The sequence below is a fragment of the Actinomycetota bacterium genome (assembly GCA_019347675.1).
Classification (GTDB): domain Bacteria; phylum Actinomycetota; class Nitriliruptoria; order Nitriliruptorales; family JAHWKO01; genus JAHWKW01.
This window is the reverse complement of the sequence record JAHWKW010000008.1, coordinates 1-14,645: the sequence shown is the minus strand read 5'-3', so window position 1 is coordinate 14,645 and position 14,645 is coordinate 1. Positions and strand designations below refer to the sequence as shown.

Genomic DNA, 14,645 nt, shown 5'->3' with positions numbered 1-14,645 from the left:
ACCGTCAGCAGCCGGACCACACGCAGCCGATGGTCGTCCCCGCCGCCACCAGATGATGGGCGACGCCCACCACGCACACCGCCACGACGACGGCCACGCCCAAAGAGAGCCGCACGGGACGGCTGTGTCGGTCGGTCGCTCCCGGTTCGTCGGTGCCGACCTCCACGAGGGCGCGGAGCCGCTGGTCGATGGCGGGGGCGAAGCCGGCCGCCCCGTCCGGGGATGGGCCGTGGCCGACCGTGAGCAGGGCACGGATGAGGTCGCGCCTCGACGTGCCGCGGCCCAGCGCGTACGCGTCGGCCGCGATCTCGATCGCCGCGCGACGATCCTCGAGCCACCGCCGCCCGCCAGGCACGAGGGTCACCAGGGGAGCGACCGTGTCGAGAGCGACGAGGCGGAGGGGATCGCGCTGGAGCTGATGGTGACGCTCGTGCAGCACCACGGCGCGCAGCTCATCGGCGTTGAGCGCCCCTCGAAGCGACGGATGGCAGAACACGTTCGGACGCCGCAGGCCTGCCACCGCCGCGGCCGCATCGAAGGGCAACCAGCGCACCGCCACGCCATCGACGGCGCCGGGGGTGCTCGCGGCCGTGAAGGCCCGGGCCAGTCGCCCGTGGCGCCACGCACGGATCACGAACACGGCGAGGGTTGTGCCCCCGAGGGCCCCGGCCGCCGCAGCCACCGGCGGTGACGTCACGATGACCGCCGACAGGCAGGCGACGACCAGGAGCGCGATGAGCGCAGCCAGCACCCGTCGACGAGCGCGGGCCTCAGGCACCGTCGCTGCCCTCCTGGTGCCCACCGGAGGCGACCTCTGCGGCCCGCCGGAGCAGATCGGGGTCGGCGCGGCGCAAGGCGTCGGCGAACTGGGCGAGCGCGGCCTGGCCGTAGCGGTCAACCAGCGCGTCGACGTCCCGACGACTGAGCAGCTGGACGAGCTCCCGCTCGTTGAAGGCTGGTTGGTAGGTGTAGGAGCGTCCCTCGCGCTCGCGGGTCGCGTACCCCTTGTCGTGGAGCCGGGAGAGCACGGTCATGACCGTGGTGTACGCGAGTTCGGGATCGTGACGCTCGTTCACGGTCGCCAGCACGCTGGAGACGGTCGCGGCCTCGTGCTTCCACAGCGCCCGCATGCATTCGGCTTCGAGCGGTCCGAGAAGGTCCTCCACGGCCGGACGTGATCGGCGGGGTCGTCCTCGCGCCATGCGTGCTCCGGTCGTGAGCGCCGGCGCGGATACTACCGACCAGTAGCACCGCTCGCCGTGTTCGGCGGTGAGTCGGCTCAGATCGGCGGCCACCCCAACCGGGCGTACCACGTGAGCATCCGGCTCATCAGCTGCGCCCAGCCGCCCGTTGCGATCGCGATGCCCATGGCAACCAGCAGCAGGCCTCCCGCGATCTCGACGTGGCGTCCGTGCTCCTTGATCCACCGCAGCCGCACGGCGCCGCGCTGGACGCCGAACGCCAGCCATACGAACGGGATGGTCAGCCCGGCGGAGTAGGCGGCGAGCAGCAGCACGCCGCGCCCCAGGGTCGCCTCCGTGGCGGCTGTCGCGAGGATCCCAGCGAGCACCGGCCCGACGCAGGGCGTCCACCCCAGGGCGAAGGCGGCGCCGAGCGGCGCCGCGCCACGCGGTCCGCGCGCGAAGCGAGACAGGTCGAGGCGCGCCTCGCGCATCAGCAGCGGCAGCCTCAGGACGCCGGCGAAGGCCAGCCCCATCACGATGATGACCGCCCCGGCCAGCCGGTCGAACCACAGGGAGTTGCGCGCGAGGAACCATCCCAACGCCGAGGCGGTGGCGCCCATCGCGGTGAACACGAGGGTGAACCCGGCGGCGAACAGTGCGGTGCCCACCAGCAGTCGCCGTCGGCGATCGGTCGGGTGGTCCCCCGGCGAGGTCAGACCGGTGACGTAGGACACGTAGCCCGGCAGCAGCGGCAGCATGCATGGCGCGGTGAACGACACGATGCCCGCGACAAGCGCGAGGGAGGCCAGCGCGAACAGTTCCACCGGATCTCACATGGTCGGTCGGTCCGGATCGTGCAGGACGTGCGCGGGAACGGCCAGAAGGTCGGAGGCTGGTTGGTGCTACGGCATGGTAGGAGTGAGCGGGTGGCGTCGCGAGCGCGCTGCCCGGTGCCCGGGTCGCGTGTTGTTCGGTCACGTTCTACCATCCCTGCACTACGAGCACGTCGTATACGTCGTGGTCCCCGTCGCGAGGCTGTGGTGCTTTTCGTCAACGTCGCCCTCCCCGCCGCCGAAACGGGGACGACGCCGCCTGCAGCGACCGCCAGCGGGCGCGTCGTGCCGCTGCTGCTGCGTGGCGTGAGCGTGACACTGGGCAGGGCCAGCGTGCTGCGCGACGTCTCCCTCAGCCTGCGCCCGGGTGAGGCGGTGGGGCTCAGGGGCGCCAACGGCTCCGGGAAGACGACCCTGCTGCGCGTCGCAGCCACGCTGCTCGCGCCGGCCTCGGGCGCGGGCTGGGTGCTCGGCGCGGACGTTCGCAGCGATGAACGCCGGCGCGTGCGACCCGACATCGCGCTCGTCGGTCACGACCCGTCGGTGCATCCGCAACTGACGCTCCGCGAGCACTTGCGGCTGGTGGCGCGCCTGCGCGGTCGCCCCGACGCCACGGTGGACGCGGCGTTGGAGACGGTCGGGCTGGGTGCGGCCGGTGAACGCCGGGCCGATCGCTGCTCGCACGGCATGGTGCAGAGGGCTGAACTCGCACGGGTGCTCATCACCGAGCCGCGACTTCTCCTACTGGACGAGGCACACAGCGGTCTGGACTCCTCCTCCGTGGAGCTCGTCACCCAGATCATCCGCACGGTCTGCGCTGACGGCGGCGCGGCGCTGGTCGTGTCCCACGATCCTCGCCGCCTCGACGGCGCGGTCGACCGGACCGTGGAGCTCGTCGACGGACGCCTGCGCGACCCCGGGGACGTCAGCCGATGACCGGTGCGGGTGTCCGCCCTCGGGGCAAACGCGCTGCGGATCCCGTCGCAGCGTCGCGACCGCGTCGGGAGGTGTCCTTCTGGCGCCAGGTCCGCGAGCTGACCCGCACGGATCTGCGTGCCGAACGCCGCTCCGGTGAGGCGCTGCTGATGGTCGTGCCGTTCGGCGCGACAGCGCTGCTGATCGTGCCCCTCGCGGTCGGAGCCGACGTCCCGCTGCTTCGCAGCCTGGGTCCGGGCCTGTACTGGGCGATCGTGCTGCTGTTCGGGGCCCTTCTGGCCGTCCGGCACACCTCCACCCGCAGCGCGGCCCACCAGGATCTGCTCGACCTGCTGGGGGTGGACCCGCTCGCGCCGCTGCTGGCTCGCGCGGCGGCGAGCACGGTGCTGCTCGTGGTGTTCGCGGTCGGGCTTGCTCCCGTCGCCGTGGCGTTCTACGACCCGGCGCTCGACGGATGGGCGTGGCTGGCGGCCCTTGTCCCCCTCGTCGCGGTCGGCCTCGCGGTCCTGGGCACCGTCGCCGGCGCACTGGCCGACGGGGTGGATCAGCGCGCGAGCTTGGTTCCGGTGCTCGTGGTGCCACTCGCCGTCCCACTGCTGATCGCCGCCACCCAGGCCCAACAGGCTGCCGCGCACAGCCAGCCGCCGACAGGGTGGCTCCTGCTGGCCGTCGCATCCGATCTGGTCGTGCTCGTCGCGCTCGTCGCCGCCTCCCGGACCCTCGAGGAGTCACCCCGATGATCCGCCGCCACACGTTCGATATCGTCGCGGTCGCGCTGGTCGCGATCGGCTTCGTGCTCGCGATGGGCGCCCCACCCGATCGGCTGCAGGGCGACGTCCAACGGCTCATGTACGTCCACGTCCCAGCGGCCTGGGTCGCCTACCTCGCCTTCGCGGTCACGCTGGTGGGCAGCGTCGGGTGGTTGGTGTCGCGCCGGCGCCGGTGGGATCGGCTCGCCGCATCGTCGGCGGAGGTCGGGGTGGTGTTCACGGGTCTGGCGATCGCGCTCGGCTCGCTGTGGGGAAAGCCGATCTGGGGGGTTTGGTGGACGTGGGACGCACGCCTGGTGACCACGGCGTTGCTGTTCATCGTCTACCTGGGGTACCTCGCACTGCGACGGGCGGTGGCCGACCCGGAGACGCGGGCGCGACGCTCGGCGATCCTCGGCGTCGTCGCGTTCGTGCAGGTACCGATCGTCCACATGTCCGTGGTGTGGTGGCGGACCCTGCACCAGCCGCCGACCGTGCTCAGACCCGACCAGCATCCGACGATGGATCACGACATGCTGATGGCGCTGCTGGTCAACGTCGCCGCGTTCACCGCGGTGTACGCCGCGCTCGTCCGCCGTCGCGCTGCGGTTGCCCGCCTTGAAGCGGAGGCGGATGCCCACACCGACCGGCACGCCCCGCTCGCGGGTGATGCGGTGATCGCGCCACGTCTGGAAGGCGCCGTCGATGGGTGATTGGTCGTGGGTCGCCGTGGGATACGCCACGACGTACGTGTGCCTCGGCGCGTACGCGGCCGCGCTCGGCCGGCGGGCGCGCAACGCCGCTCGCCGGGTTGTGAGCCCCGAGCCGTGATCAAACGCGCGCGCGGCGGCAGGGTCGCCCATCGGGCGTTCCTGATTCCCGCGGTCGGCGTCGCCGCCGTGCTGTTCGTCGTCCTGGCGTTCGGTGACCTCCGGGGCAACCTCGTCTACTACCTCACGACCAGCGAGGCCGTGGACAGGCAGGGACAGTTCGGCGATCAGCGGCGGTTCCGTCTCGCCGGGCATGTCGTGGAAGACAGCGTGCGTCCCACCGCCGCCGGCGCGGCGTTCTCGATGACCGACGGTGTGACGACGATCGAGGTCGTGCACACTGGCGCGCCGCCGCAGCTGTTCCGGTCCGGCATCGACGTGGTGCTCGAGGGGTCGTGGGACGAGGGACGCTTCGCGTCGGACACGATGATGATCAAGCACGACGAGCAGTACTGCGCACCCGAGCGCGAGGAGCGCCACTGCCCCTCGCGCACGCCTGCCGCCGACGCAGCCCCCGCTGACGGTGCCAGCCGATGAACGTGGCCGCCGCCGCCGGCTCGGCGGGTGTCGCCCTCGCCGCCACGGCGGCTGCGCTGCTGGTGTTCGAGGCGATCAGGGCGGCCCGTGGAGGCGTCCGCGCACATCCACGCCTCCGCCTGGCCGTGTTCGGCGTCCTCGCCGGCGCCGTCATCGCCATGGGCGCGCTCGAGTGGGCGATCCTGACCGACGACTTCTCGCTGGAGTACGTCGCCCGCAACAGCGCCCGGGCCACGCCGGTGGCGTTCAAGGTCGCCACCGCCTGGGCGGCGCTGGAGGGCAGCATCGTGCTGTGGGGGCTGGTGCTGGCTGCGATGACGGCCTTGCTGTGGAGGACGGTGCGTGACGGTGACCGCGTCGGCGCGGCGGCGCTCGCGGTCGCCGGGGCGGTGGCGGTGTTCTTCTTCGGGCTGATGGCGACCGCCGCCAACCCCTTCACCGTCCTCGACGTTGTCCCGGCCGACGGCCCCGGTCCCAACCCGCTGCTGCAGAACCACGCGTTCATGCTGATCCACCCGCCGCTGCTGTACGTCGGGTTCGTCGGCTGGACCGTCCCGTTCGGTCTGGCGATCGGCGCGCTCGCGCTCGGGGAGGGCGGTTGCGCCTGGGTGGAACGCAGCCGGCGGTGGAGCCTGGTCGCGTGGACGTTCCTGACCGCCGGGATCGTGTTCGGCGCGTGGTGGTCCTACGAGGTGCTCGGCTGGGGTGGTTACTGGGCGTGGGATCCGGTGGAGAACGCGTCGCTGCTGCCGTGGCTGACCGCCACCGCCTTCATCCACTCCGCGGTCGCGCAGCGGCGCCGTGGCGTCCTGCAGGCCTGGAACATCTCCCTGATCGTCGCGACGTTCGCCCTCACGATCTTGGGCACGTTCCTGACCCGGTCGGGCGTGGTGAGCTCGGTGCACAGCTTCACCCAGTCGGCCGTGGGCCCCGTGCTGCTGGCCTTCCTCGCCGTCGTGCTCGTCGCCTCCCTGGCGTTGTTCGCCGCCCGCGCGCACCTCGTCGCGTCGACGCCGCGCCTTGAGTCGATCGCCAGCCGCGAAGGCGCCTTCCTCGTCAACAACCTCCTGCTGGCGGTGTTCACGTTCGTCGTCCTCATCGGCACGACCTACCCGGTGCTGGTCGAGGCAGCCAGCGGCGCGCAGCTGTCGGTGGGTCGACCGTTCTTCGATCGGTTCACGGTCCCGATCGCGTTCGCGCTGCTGCTGACCATGGGGGTGGGGCCGCTGCTGCCGTACCGCGTCGCAGCCGGTTCGCTCGTGCGTGAACGGCTGCGCATCCCGGTCGTCGCCGGGCTCGGTGCGGCGGCCGTGCTGGCGTTCACCGCAGGCGTCGCATCCGTGGTCGTCGTCGGCGGGTTCACCGCAGCGGTCCTGGCCGCCGTCGCTCGGCAGCTGTCAGCAGCCGCCGCACGCCACCCCGCTGGCGGGCACGTCGCGGTCGTGCGCGTGCTGCGCGGCAACCCCGGGTACTGGGGCGGTCAACTGTCCCACGTGGGGGTGGCGCTGGTGGCGTTCGCGATCGCGCTGTCCGGCGGGCTGGCGGAGCGGTCGACGGTGACGCTCACGCAGGGGAGTTCGGTGGACTTCGCCGGGTTCGAGTTGCACCTCGACGAGATCGCCCGCTGGGAGGAGCCCCACCGGTCGGTGGTCGCGGCTCGGGTCGACGTGTCGCGGGGCGGCACCCCGACGGGGATGCTCGAGCCGCGGATCAACGAGTACCGGCAACGCGCCCAGCCGATCGGGACCCCGTCGGTGCGCTCCACGTTCGCCGGTGACCTGTACGCGTCGGTCGCCGCGATGGGCACCGACGAGGTGACCCTCAACCTCTACCGGTACCCGCTGCAGTGGATGCTGTGGATCGGCGGCGTGGTGGTCGCCGCCGGGGGGTTGTGGGCGCTGGCCGGCGGCCGCCGGCGGCGCGACCCCCCGCCCACCGCCACCCGTGTCGCCGAGGCGAGCCAGGAGGTGGGCACCCGTGTCTGACAGGGTCCGGCGGCTGGCGACGACCGGTGCGGCGCTCGTGCTGGCGGCTGGCATCGTCGTCGGCCTGCTCACGGCCGACGCGCGTGAACCCGACCGGGTGCACGAGCTCGCGTCGCAGCTGCGCTGCCCCGTCTGTCAGAGCGAGTCCGTGGCCGACTCCCCGTCGGAGACCGCCCGCCAGATGCGGGCACGCATCGCGGAGCTCGTCGCCGACGGCAGGTCCGACGCCGAGGTGCTCCAGGAGTTCGTCGACGGCTACGGGCAGTGGATCCTCCTCGCCCCGCCCTTCACCCGGTCCAGCGCGCTGCTGTGGGTCCTGCCCGGGGCGGTGCTCATCGCCGGGATCCTCGTCGTGGCCCGCGTCACGTCGCACCGCCGTCGGCCGCACGTGGAGCTGACCCCAGAGCGACGCGCTGCGGTGGCGCGTGCACTCGCCGAGCTCGACGACGGCGAACAGGGCGTGCGATGAGCGCCGGCATCAGGCGCCTCGAGGAGCGCAAGCGGCAGGCGCTGCGTGACCTCGCCGACGTCGAACGTCAGGTCGCCGACGGCGAGATCGACCCGGCCACCGCCACCGCCCTCCGGGAGCTGTACACGGGGGAGGTCGCCGAGGTCCTCGACGCGCTCGAGGCCGCCGCCGAGCAGAAACCGCCTGCGCGAGGTCCGGTCGCCACCGGCGGCCGCCGGCGACGCTGGATGACAGGCGGGGTGCTGGTTGGCGCAGTCGTCGCGACGGCGCTGGCGGTGCCACGCTTCGCGCTTGATCGGCCCGACGGGGGTTTCGTCACCGGCACGCAGGTCGGCAGCCCCGACGTCGCGGCCATCCCGATCGAGGCGCTGGAGGAGGTCGTCGCCGACAACCCCGGCGTGGTCGGGATGCGGCTGCTGCTCGCCGACCGCTACCTCGCCGAGGACGACCTGGCAGCGGCGTTCGAGCACTACCGGGCGGTGCTCGACATCGAACCCCACCCCAAGGCCCTCGCCAGGACCGGGTGGCTGGTGTTCCTCGACGGTCAGGTCGAGCTCGCCGAGCAGCTGCTCGACGCCAGCCTGCAACGCGAACCCGACGACATCGAGACGCTGTGGCTGAGCGCGTACGTGGCGCTGCACGGACGCGGGGACGCCGCTGCGGCCGGCGCGATCGCCGAGGAACTCCTCGCCCGCGACGACCTCGGCGCCGACAACCGCGCGGTCGTCGAAGCGCTGCTGGCCCAGGCGCGGCAGGAGAAGGGGCGGTGACCGACGGGTCGCTGAAGCGAAACCACGCCGACGACGGCGAACCTCCGGTCGAGGGGGTCGACTCCGGCGTGCGCTGGCCCCGGTGGTTGGCCCTGGGCGGTGTTGTCGTGACCATCGCCGTGGCCGCGGCCTTCGGCACCCGGTTCGGCACCGACCCGACCACCGTCGACTCCCCGCTGATCGGTCGCCCCGCCCCAGACGTCACGTTGCCCTACCTGGAACGCGACGGCCAACTGGCGCTCGCGGACCTGCGTGGACAGGTCGTGGTCGTCAACTTCTGGGCGTCCTGGTGCGTCCCGTGCCGCGAGGAGCACGCCGACCTCGTCGCCGCCGCCGCTGCCTACGAACACCGCGGCGTCACGTTCATCGGCATCGTCTACCAGGACCGCCGCGAGCAAGCGATCGGCTTCCTCGACGAGCTCGGGCGGGGCTACGACCACCTCGAAGACCCGGGCTCACGCGCGGCCATCGCGTTCGGCCTGTTCGGCATACCCGAGACCTTCTTCATCGACACCGACGGCGTCGTGGCGGCGAAGGTCCTCGGCAAGACGGACTACCCCACGCTCAGCGCGACCCTGGACGCTGTCCTCGTCGGCGAGCAGCCCGGCAGCAAGACCGGAGGAGCGCTCTGGCAGGGACGCGACGGCTGAGTAGCCCTGTGCGCCGGGAGTTCGCGTCTCACCCGCTGAGCTGAGACCGGCCACGGCCTCAAGCGTCTTCGTTCGTCGCCCAGGTCGTGGCATCACGCGGCCGCTGCCCCCCTCTTGCTTCTCCGTTAGCCTGCGGCTATGGGACTGCACGTCACCGGCGATCCCGATGTCGACCGGCTGCTGGGCGAGGACCCGCTGGCACTCGTCATTGGAATGTTGTTGGACCAGCAGGTCCCGATGGAGCGGGCGTTCGCCGCGCCCTACCGGCTGCGTGAGCGGCTCGGCGGCGAACTCGTCGCCGAGCGGGTCGCGGCCATGAGCGACGAAGAGATCGAGGCGGTCTTCGCACAGAAGCCCGCCTTGCACCGCTTCCCCGCGTCGATGGCTCGCCGTACCCGGGACCTGTGCGCGCACCTCGTCGAGCACTACGGCGGTGACGCGGCACGCATCTGGTCGGCGGCGGACAGCGGAGCCCAGGTGCTGCACCGCTTGACCACCCTGCCTGGGTACGGCGACCAGAAAGCCAGGATCCTGCTCGCGGTGCTCGGGAAGCGGTTGGGGACCGCCCCGCCCGGCTGGCGCGAGGCCGCCGCCCCGTACTCCGACGAGCAGCCACGGTCGGTGGCCGACATCGACTCGCCGGAGGCGGTGCAGGTCGTACGGGAGTGGAAGCGGCGGCACAAGGCGCGGTGATGTTGATCGGTGGCTTGCAGTGCGACACGGTCTGGGAGGACCGAGGGGCGAACTTCGAGCGGTTGCGGCCGGAGATCGGCCGCGCGGCCGCAGCAGGGGTCCGGCTGCTGGTCCTGCCGGAGCTGTTCTCCACGGGCTTCTCCATGGCGACCGACCGCATCGCCGAACCCGTCGATGGGCCCAGCGCCAGCTTCCTGCGCGAACAGGCCATGATCCACGGGATGTGGGTCGGAGGGTCGGTGCCCGAGCGCCCCGCTGGGGCGTCCCGTCCCTTCAACACGTTCGTGCTGTCTGCGCCCGACGGACGCCTGCACCGCTACCGCAAGATGCACACGTTCACGGCCAGCGGCGAGGGTGAGCACTACGCCGCCGGCGACGGCCCGGTCACCGTCGAGGTCGGTGGGTTCCGCGCCACCCTGTTCGTCTGCTACGACCTGCGCTTCGCCGGGGATTTCTGGGAGACGGCGCTCACGACCGACCTGTACCTGGTCCCGGCGAACTGGCCCGAAGTCCGCCGTACACACTGGACGACGCTGCTCCGGGCACGCGCCATCGAGAACCAGGCGTACGTGCTGGGCGTCAACCGCGTCGGCCGCGACGGCAACGACCTGTCCTACGTAGGCGATACCCTGGTGGTCGACCCGTGGGGTGAGGTGCTGGCAGCCGCGAGCGGTGGTGAGACGTTGGTCATGGCCCGTGTCGATCCGGCCAGCGTCCAGGAGGCGCGGGAGCGCTTCCCCCTGCTGCAGGAGCGGCAGGGGCCTGCCAGCGCCGACGCTGCCTGGTTGACCTGAAGGACGCCACGACGGAACCTTCACTGGGGAACGCACGTTGGCCAGCGCACCAGCCGAGAGAACATCCCAGACGCGGGTGACCGTCGCGGTCCTCCGCGCCTCCTCCTGAGGAGCCAGGATGGAAGCCGTGGACTCCACCATCATCGAGGTCGCTGCACTGGCGGAACTGCTCGAACGGGCCGCAGGTCGGGGCTACGTCCTGCTGTCAGAGCTGCACGAGCTGCACGATCCGCTGACCCAACCGGAGTCCTGGGTGGAGGAGATGGCCCAGAGCGTCCGGGACCGGGGCCTGCAGGTCGTCGACGACCTGTCGGAATCAGAGATCGGAGCCGAACGGCCCGAGGCGCAGCCGATGAGCGCCTCGTCGGATCCCATCCGCCAGTACCTCAACGAGATCGGCCGCACCGACCTGCTCACCGCCGAGGACGAGGTCAACCTCGCCAAGCGGTACCAGGCCGGCCTGCACGCCAGCCGCATCGTGAGGGGAGGGATGAAGCTCGTCCCGCGACGCAAGGCGATGCTCCTGTCGATCATGCGTGACGGTGCGAACGCCAAGGACCACATGATCCGCGCCAACCTGCGGCTGGTCGTGTCCAACGCTCGCAAGTACCGGGGCCGTGGGCTGGACCTTCTCGGGCTGATCCAGGAGGGCAACCTCGGGCTGATCCGGGCGGTGGAGAAGTTCGACCACACCAAGGGCTACAAGTTCTCGACCTACGCCACATGGTGGATCCGACAGGCGCTGCAGCGCGGGTTGGCGGACAAGGCCCGTACCGTGCGGCTGCCTGCCCACGTGTTCGAGACGCTGGGCAAGATCCGCTTCGTGGAGCTGGATCTGCTGCAGCAGCTGGGCCGTGAACCACACGAGGACGAGGTGGCGGCCGAGCTGGACATGAGCGTGGAGCGACTACGCGAGATCCGTCAGGCCGCCCAGGACGTCACCTCCCTCGACACGCCGGTTGGTGAGGACGGCGACGCAACCTTGGGCGAGCTCGTCGCCGACGAGGAAGCGATCGACCCGTCCAAGTCGGCGACGTCGGTGTTCACCCAGGCGGAGGTCGCGGCGGCGCTGTCGGCCCTCGACGCCCGCGAACGCGCCGTGCTGATGTGGCGCTTCGGGATGATGGACGGCGAGGAACACACCCTCGAGGAGATCGGTGAGCAGTTCGGTCTCACCCGTGAGCGGATCCGGCAGATCGAGAAGAAAACGCTGACCAAGCTGCGCCACCCCGCCCGCGCGTTCCGGCTGAGGGGACTGCTCGAGGGCACCGACATCGGCCCGAACTGACGCACTGCGACCCGGTCAACCTGAGCCGCTCGAAGACGTCAGACGTTGCAGCAGCCCGCGGACGTAGGCAGCTTGGCCGACGTGCTGCATCTGGTCGCTGATCACGCTGACCAGACGCACTCCGACCGACACTGGCGGGTCCCACCGGCGGTCGATGATCCGATCGAGCTCTGCAGCGTCGATCGTGTCCAGGTACTGGAATGTGCGCTGTGCCACGCCCTCGTGGTAGGCGACGAGCAGGTCCGGTCCGTCCGGGCGGACGGCACCGACTTGCTGGGAGCTGTGACCGTATCCCGTGTCAGTCGGATCGGAGGGTAGGTCGAAGCGATCCGCCCAGCCGTCGGCGACCCAAGCCTGGTCACGCCCGGCGATCTCCGACACGTGATCGTCTTGGATCCGGGTGGAGTGCCAGATCAGCCAGGCGATCGAGTTGGCGTCGGCGTCGGGGCGGTAGGCGAGAGCGTCGGCGTCGAGCCCGTCGGTGACCCGCCGCACACCCTCACGGATGCGCTCGAAGGCGTCCGTCAGGATCGCGCTGGTCTCCATGGGGTCCAACGTATCGGCGGCATCAACTCGCCAGGATCTGCCGCGCGCGGTCGAACACCGCGTCGAGCATCTCCTCGGTCAGCTTCCCCGTGAACGTGTTCTGCTGGCTGACGACATCATCTCGCTCCAAGACTGCCGTGTGCGCCGACCCGGACGCGCTTGAGCCGGTAGGGATCTTGGGTGACAGCCACGCTGACAGCCAGAGGGCTCGAGGCGCGAACGTGTCCCGCCAAGTGGCATCTAGCGGTCCTCTCCACCTGGGACGTCGGGCTCATAGTCGCGGGTGGCGAATGTGACGAAGGCGAGCGACGTTTTGTTCGCTCGGAGCTCGACCACGTAAGCCGTTGCCGGCCTCAAGCGTACGGGTACGGAGATGGGAGCCAAGAGCTGCCAGGACGGTGGCGCCTCCTCGGTTGACTCGTGTTCCATCAGCGCAACGATCTCGGCCTCGGCGTCAGGTCGCCCATCGTTGTTGAATGGATCACGCCTCCAAATCAACAGCTGGACCCTCACTTCGGTGTCGGTCTCGGGCGGGACCTGAACGTTCACTATGGCGCTGATCCGGTCGGCATCTGGCCCAGTCTGGGTCCAGCCCGCGCCGAGCACGTGGAGTTTCCCGCGGTCGCCATGCGCCGCGTCGCACAACAACACAGTCCCCGAGAACCGTTCGAGTGTTCTCATGCATCGACCTTGAAGTCGGCGCGCTGCGACCGCAAGCGGAGCCCGCTCGTGGAGGAGTCGGTTGTCGCACTCGAACGCTGCCGCACCTCGCCCACTACCTGGACCCGCAGTCTCTGCCGCTCGTCTGCAGTCGTACCCAACGAGTCCTCCGCAGCCAGCCAGAGCTTCGCCACGTCGGTCGAATCTGCTGGTCGAACGGTTAGATCGACGTCGTAGTCGAGCGCATCCAGCACGTCGCTGAGCCGAGTCAGGCTTGCTGTGTGGTAGCCGCCGTTCTCGTCCTTGCCTACTTGCTGCTGGCTGACCCCGAGCTCATCAGCGAGTTCGCTTTGCGTCACGCCTCTTGCGATCCTGGCCAGCACGAGGACGTCAGCGAGATCTCCGATGTCGTCAACGTGGAACTCTTGCTGCAGGCGCATACGCACAGCTGCGTATCGCTCGATGTCGGCTTCGATGCGAGTCAGCTCACCTTGGATAGCCGGCTTCTGTTGCGGATGAAGCGCGTCGTCCTCTAGGAGCTTGCGCAGTTCATCGGCGTCGCGCTCGGCCCGCTGATGCTGCTGGTCGTTCTTAATCATCTTGACCCCCATCCAGCTCGTTGAGAAGCACGACGGTGCCGCGCGCGCGGCCCTCTTCGTCGACCCTGAACCTGTCCAGGATTGGCGTACGGTCGAAGCGGTTGGTCGTCGTGTACGAAGGCATCAAGTCCACTTTCCGGCGCTTCCATAGGGTCTGACGTCGAGCGTCTGTCCAGTTCAGCGGATCGTGGCCGAGAACAGCTTCGTAACAGACGTCGATGTCTCTGGGCCTCCCTGCTTCGGGGTAGTCGATCAAGGTGATGAAAGAGCCATCGATCCAGACGCGCCCGGAGCCGCTCGGCCAGACCAGGTCATCCAGAACGACACGCAGATCCCGAAGGCGGCGCCGGCGCCGAGGGTCGACGCCGAACCGCTCGTCAAGCTCGTCCCATGTGGCGACATGGTCACCTTCAGGCAGGTTCCCGGTGGTGCTGTCCACCTCAGGTAACGGCATACTACCCCCACAACTTAACGGTTGTGCGCTTCCCGTGCGGTGTGCGAGCCTACAAAGATGTAGTTACCTGCTCGGCATGGCGCGTTCCCCGCCGCCCCGCAAGTGCAGTCAAGTGAACTCAACCCGCTGGCGTGCCGGATCCATTTGAGCGCCAGGACGGGACGGCGGGAGCGCGGTCGGTTCGCAGCGCGGCCGCGAGTGCGCGGCGATTCGGTGTCAGCGGCAATCGATGACGACCGCACCGTCACGAACATGCCGGCCGCGACCGCGGCGCAGCTCCTCCTCGACGCGTCGACGGAGGTCGCCTTCATCGAGATCGCATGAGCAACGGCAGGCAGGACAGTGAAGGCCCGCGGGCGAACCCGCTCCCGGGGCCGGCCCGCCGCGGGGGCTGCACTGGATCGGACGGGGAACCGCCGCCGAGACCGGGACGCAGAGTTCCCACTCATGACGGCACCGGCCGCAGATGAGACGGACGAGGACGCGCTGGAGAGTTGCGACTGTCGACATGACCTGGCCTTTCGCAAGAACTACGTCGACGTAGTTGCACTGATGTGCTTCGCCCTCCTACGGTACGGGCCGTGTGCGACGAGCTCGTGGAGTTATCCACAGGCATGTTCGCGAGCACGAGCCTCTTGATTGCTCCAGTGGTAGGAGTCAAGGACTGAGGCTGATGAGGTGTGCACTGGCCGCAGTACGTCGCCGTGCTACCGCTCCTGGTTGCCTGA

At 70.3% G+C, this 14,645-nt stretch carries 18 protein-coding genes and 1 pseudogene; 11 read left to right on the top strand and 8 right to left on the bottom strand.

Translation table 11 applies throughout. The annotated features are described in order from the left end of the window. Positions 1-4: 4 nt before the first annotated feature. The 3 genes from KY462_06595 to KY462_06585 form a co-directional block, all read right to left on the bottom strand. Positions 5-778, bottom strand: coding sequence for a M56 family metallopeptidase (locus tag KY462_06595; protein MBW3577395.1), 774 nt, complete (start codon positions 776-778; stop codon positions 5-7). Beyond that, positions 771-1,166: a BlaI/MecI/CopY family transcriptional regulator gene (locus KY462_06590; protein ID MBW3577394.1), complete on the bottom strand. Its 396-nt coding sequence runs from the start codon at positions 1,164-1,166 to the stop codon at positions 771-773. Before KY462_06590 ends, KY462_06595 begins: the two co-directional genes overlap by 8 nt. Positions 1,167-1,279: 113 nt before the next feature. Continuing rightward, positions 1,280-2,008 carry a cytochrome c biogenesis protein CcdA gene (locus KY462_06585; protein MBW3577393.1) on the bottom strand — a complete coding sequence of 243 codons (729 nt, stop codon included), beginning with the start codon at positions 2,006-2,008 and terminating at the stop codon, positions 1,280-1,282. Between the two features lie 342 nt (positions 2,009-2,350). On the opposite strand from KY462_06585, the gene KY462_06580 reads away from it, so the two are divergent. The 11 genes from KY462_06580 (at position 2,351) to KY462_06530 (ending at position 11,658) form a co-directional block, all read left to right on the top strand. Next, positions 2,351-2,953: an ABC transporter ATP-binding protein gene (locus tag KY462_06580; protein ID MBW3577392.1), complete on the top strand. Its 603-nt coding sequence runs from the start codon at positions 2,351-2,353 to the stop codon at positions 2,951-2,953. Then, positions 2,950-3,693, top strand: a complete 744-nt coding sequence (locus KY462_06575) for a heme exporter protein CcmB (protein ID MBW3577391.1) — start codon at positions 2,950-2,952, stop codon at positions 3,691-3,693. The genes KY462_06580 and KY462_06575 overlap by 4 nt, the downstream gene beginning before the upstream one ends. Continuing rightward, positions 3,690-4,415: a cytochrome c biogenesis protein CcsA gene (gene ccsA / locus KY462_06570; protein MBW3577390.1), complete on the top strand. Its 726-nt coding sequence runs from the start codon at positions 3,690-3,692 to the stop codon at positions 4,413-4,415. The genes KY462_06575 and ccsA overlap by 4 nt, the downstream gene beginning before the upstream one ends. Positions 4,416-4,574: 159 nt before the next feature. After that, entirely contained in the window at positions 4,575-5,009 is a 435-nt protein-coding gene (locus KY462_06565; protein ID MBW3577389.1) for a cytochrome c maturation protein CcmE, read from the top strand. After that, positions 5,006-6,994, top strand: a complete 1,989-nt coding sequence (locus tag KY462_06560; protein MBW3577388.1) for a heme lyase CcmF/NrfE family subunit — start codon at positions 5,006-5,008, stop codon at positions 6,992-6,994. Before KY462_06565 ends, KY462_06560 begins: the two co-directional genes overlap by 4 nt. Beyond that, positions 6,987-7,463, top strand: a complete 477-nt coding sequence (locus KY462_06555; protein ID MBW3577387.1) for a cytochrome c-type biogenesis protein CcmH — start codon at positions 6,987-6,989, stop codon at positions 7,461-7,463. The genes KY462_06560 and KY462_06555 overlap by 8 nt, the downstream gene beginning before the upstream one ends. Continuing rightward, positions 7,460-8,233: a hypothetical protein gene (locus tag KY462_06550; GenBank protein MBW3577386.1), complete on the top strand. Its 774-nt coding sequence runs from the start codon at positions 7,460-7,462 to the stop codon at positions 8,231-8,233. Before KY462_06555 ends, KY462_06550 begins: the two co-directional genes overlap by 4 nt. Positions 8,234-8,301: 68 nt before the next feature. Then, the gene (locus KY462_06545) at positions 8,302-8,883 is read left to right on the top strand and encodes a redoxin domain-containing protein (protein ID MBW3577385.1); all 582 of its coding nucleotides are present in this window, start codon (positions 8,302-8,304) and stop codon (positions 8,881-8,883) included. 138 nt (positions 8,884-9,021) lie between these two features. Continuing rightward, positions 9,022-9,576 (top strand): Fe-S cluster assembly protein HesB, encoded by a 555-nt coding sequence (locus tag KY462_06540; protein ID MBW3577384.1) that lies wholly within the window; start codon positions 9,022-9,024, stop codon positions 9,574-9,576. Next, positions 9,576-10,370 (top strand): carbon-nitrogen family hydrolase, encoded by a 795-nt coding sequence (locus KY462_06535; protein MBW3577383.1) that lies wholly within the window; start codon positions 9,576-9,578, stop codon positions 10,368-10,370. The genes KY462_06540 and KY462_06535 overlap by 1 nt, the downstream gene beginning before the upstream one ends. Positions 10,371-10,488: 118 nt before the next feature. Continuing rightward, complete coding sequence (locus KY462_06530; GenBank protein MBW3577382.1) at positions 10,489-11,658, top strand: sigma-70 family RNA polymerase sigma factor; 1,170 nt, start codon at positions 10,489-10,491, stop codon at positions 11,656-11,658. 15 nt (positions 11,659-11,673) lie between these two features. On the opposite strand, the gene KY462_06525 is transcribed toward KY462_06530, so the two are convergent. From KY462_06525 to KY462_06505, 5 genes and pseudogenes are all read right to left on the bottom strand, one after another. Next, positions 11,674-12,204, bottom strand: coding sequence for a DinB family protein (locus KY462_06525; GenBank protein ID MBW3577381.1), 531 nt, complete (start codon positions 12,202-12,204; stop codon positions 11,674-11,676). A 22-nt stretch (positions 12,205-12,226) separates the two neighbouring features. Further along, positions 12,227-12,313 (bottom strand): annotated as a pseudogene (locus tag KY462_06520) (uracil-DNA glycosylase). Between the two features lie 131 nt (positions 12,314-12,444). Continuing rightward, positions 12,445-12,885 (bottom strand): hypothetical protein, encoded by a 441-nt coding sequence (locus tag KY462_06515; GenBank protein ID MBW3577380.1) that lies wholly within the window; start codon positions 12,883-12,885, stop codon positions 12,445-12,447. Beyond that, the gene (locus KY462_06510; protein ID MBW3577379.1) at positions 12,882-13,475 is read right to left on the bottom strand and encodes a helix-turn-helix domain-containing protein; all 594 of its coding nucleotides are present in this window, start codon (positions 13,473-13,475) and stop codon (positions 12,882-12,884) included. Before KY462_06510 ends, KY462_06515 begins: the two co-directional genes overlap by 4 nt. After that, complete coding sequence (locus KY462_06505) at positions 13,456-13,902, bottom strand: hypothetical protein (protein ID MBW3577378.1); 447 nt, start codon at positions 13,900-13,902, stop codon at positions 13,456-13,458. The genes KY462_06510 and KY462_06505 overlap by 20 nt, the downstream gene beginning before the upstream one ends. Between the last annotated feature and the right edge of the window lie 743 nt (positions 13,903-14,645).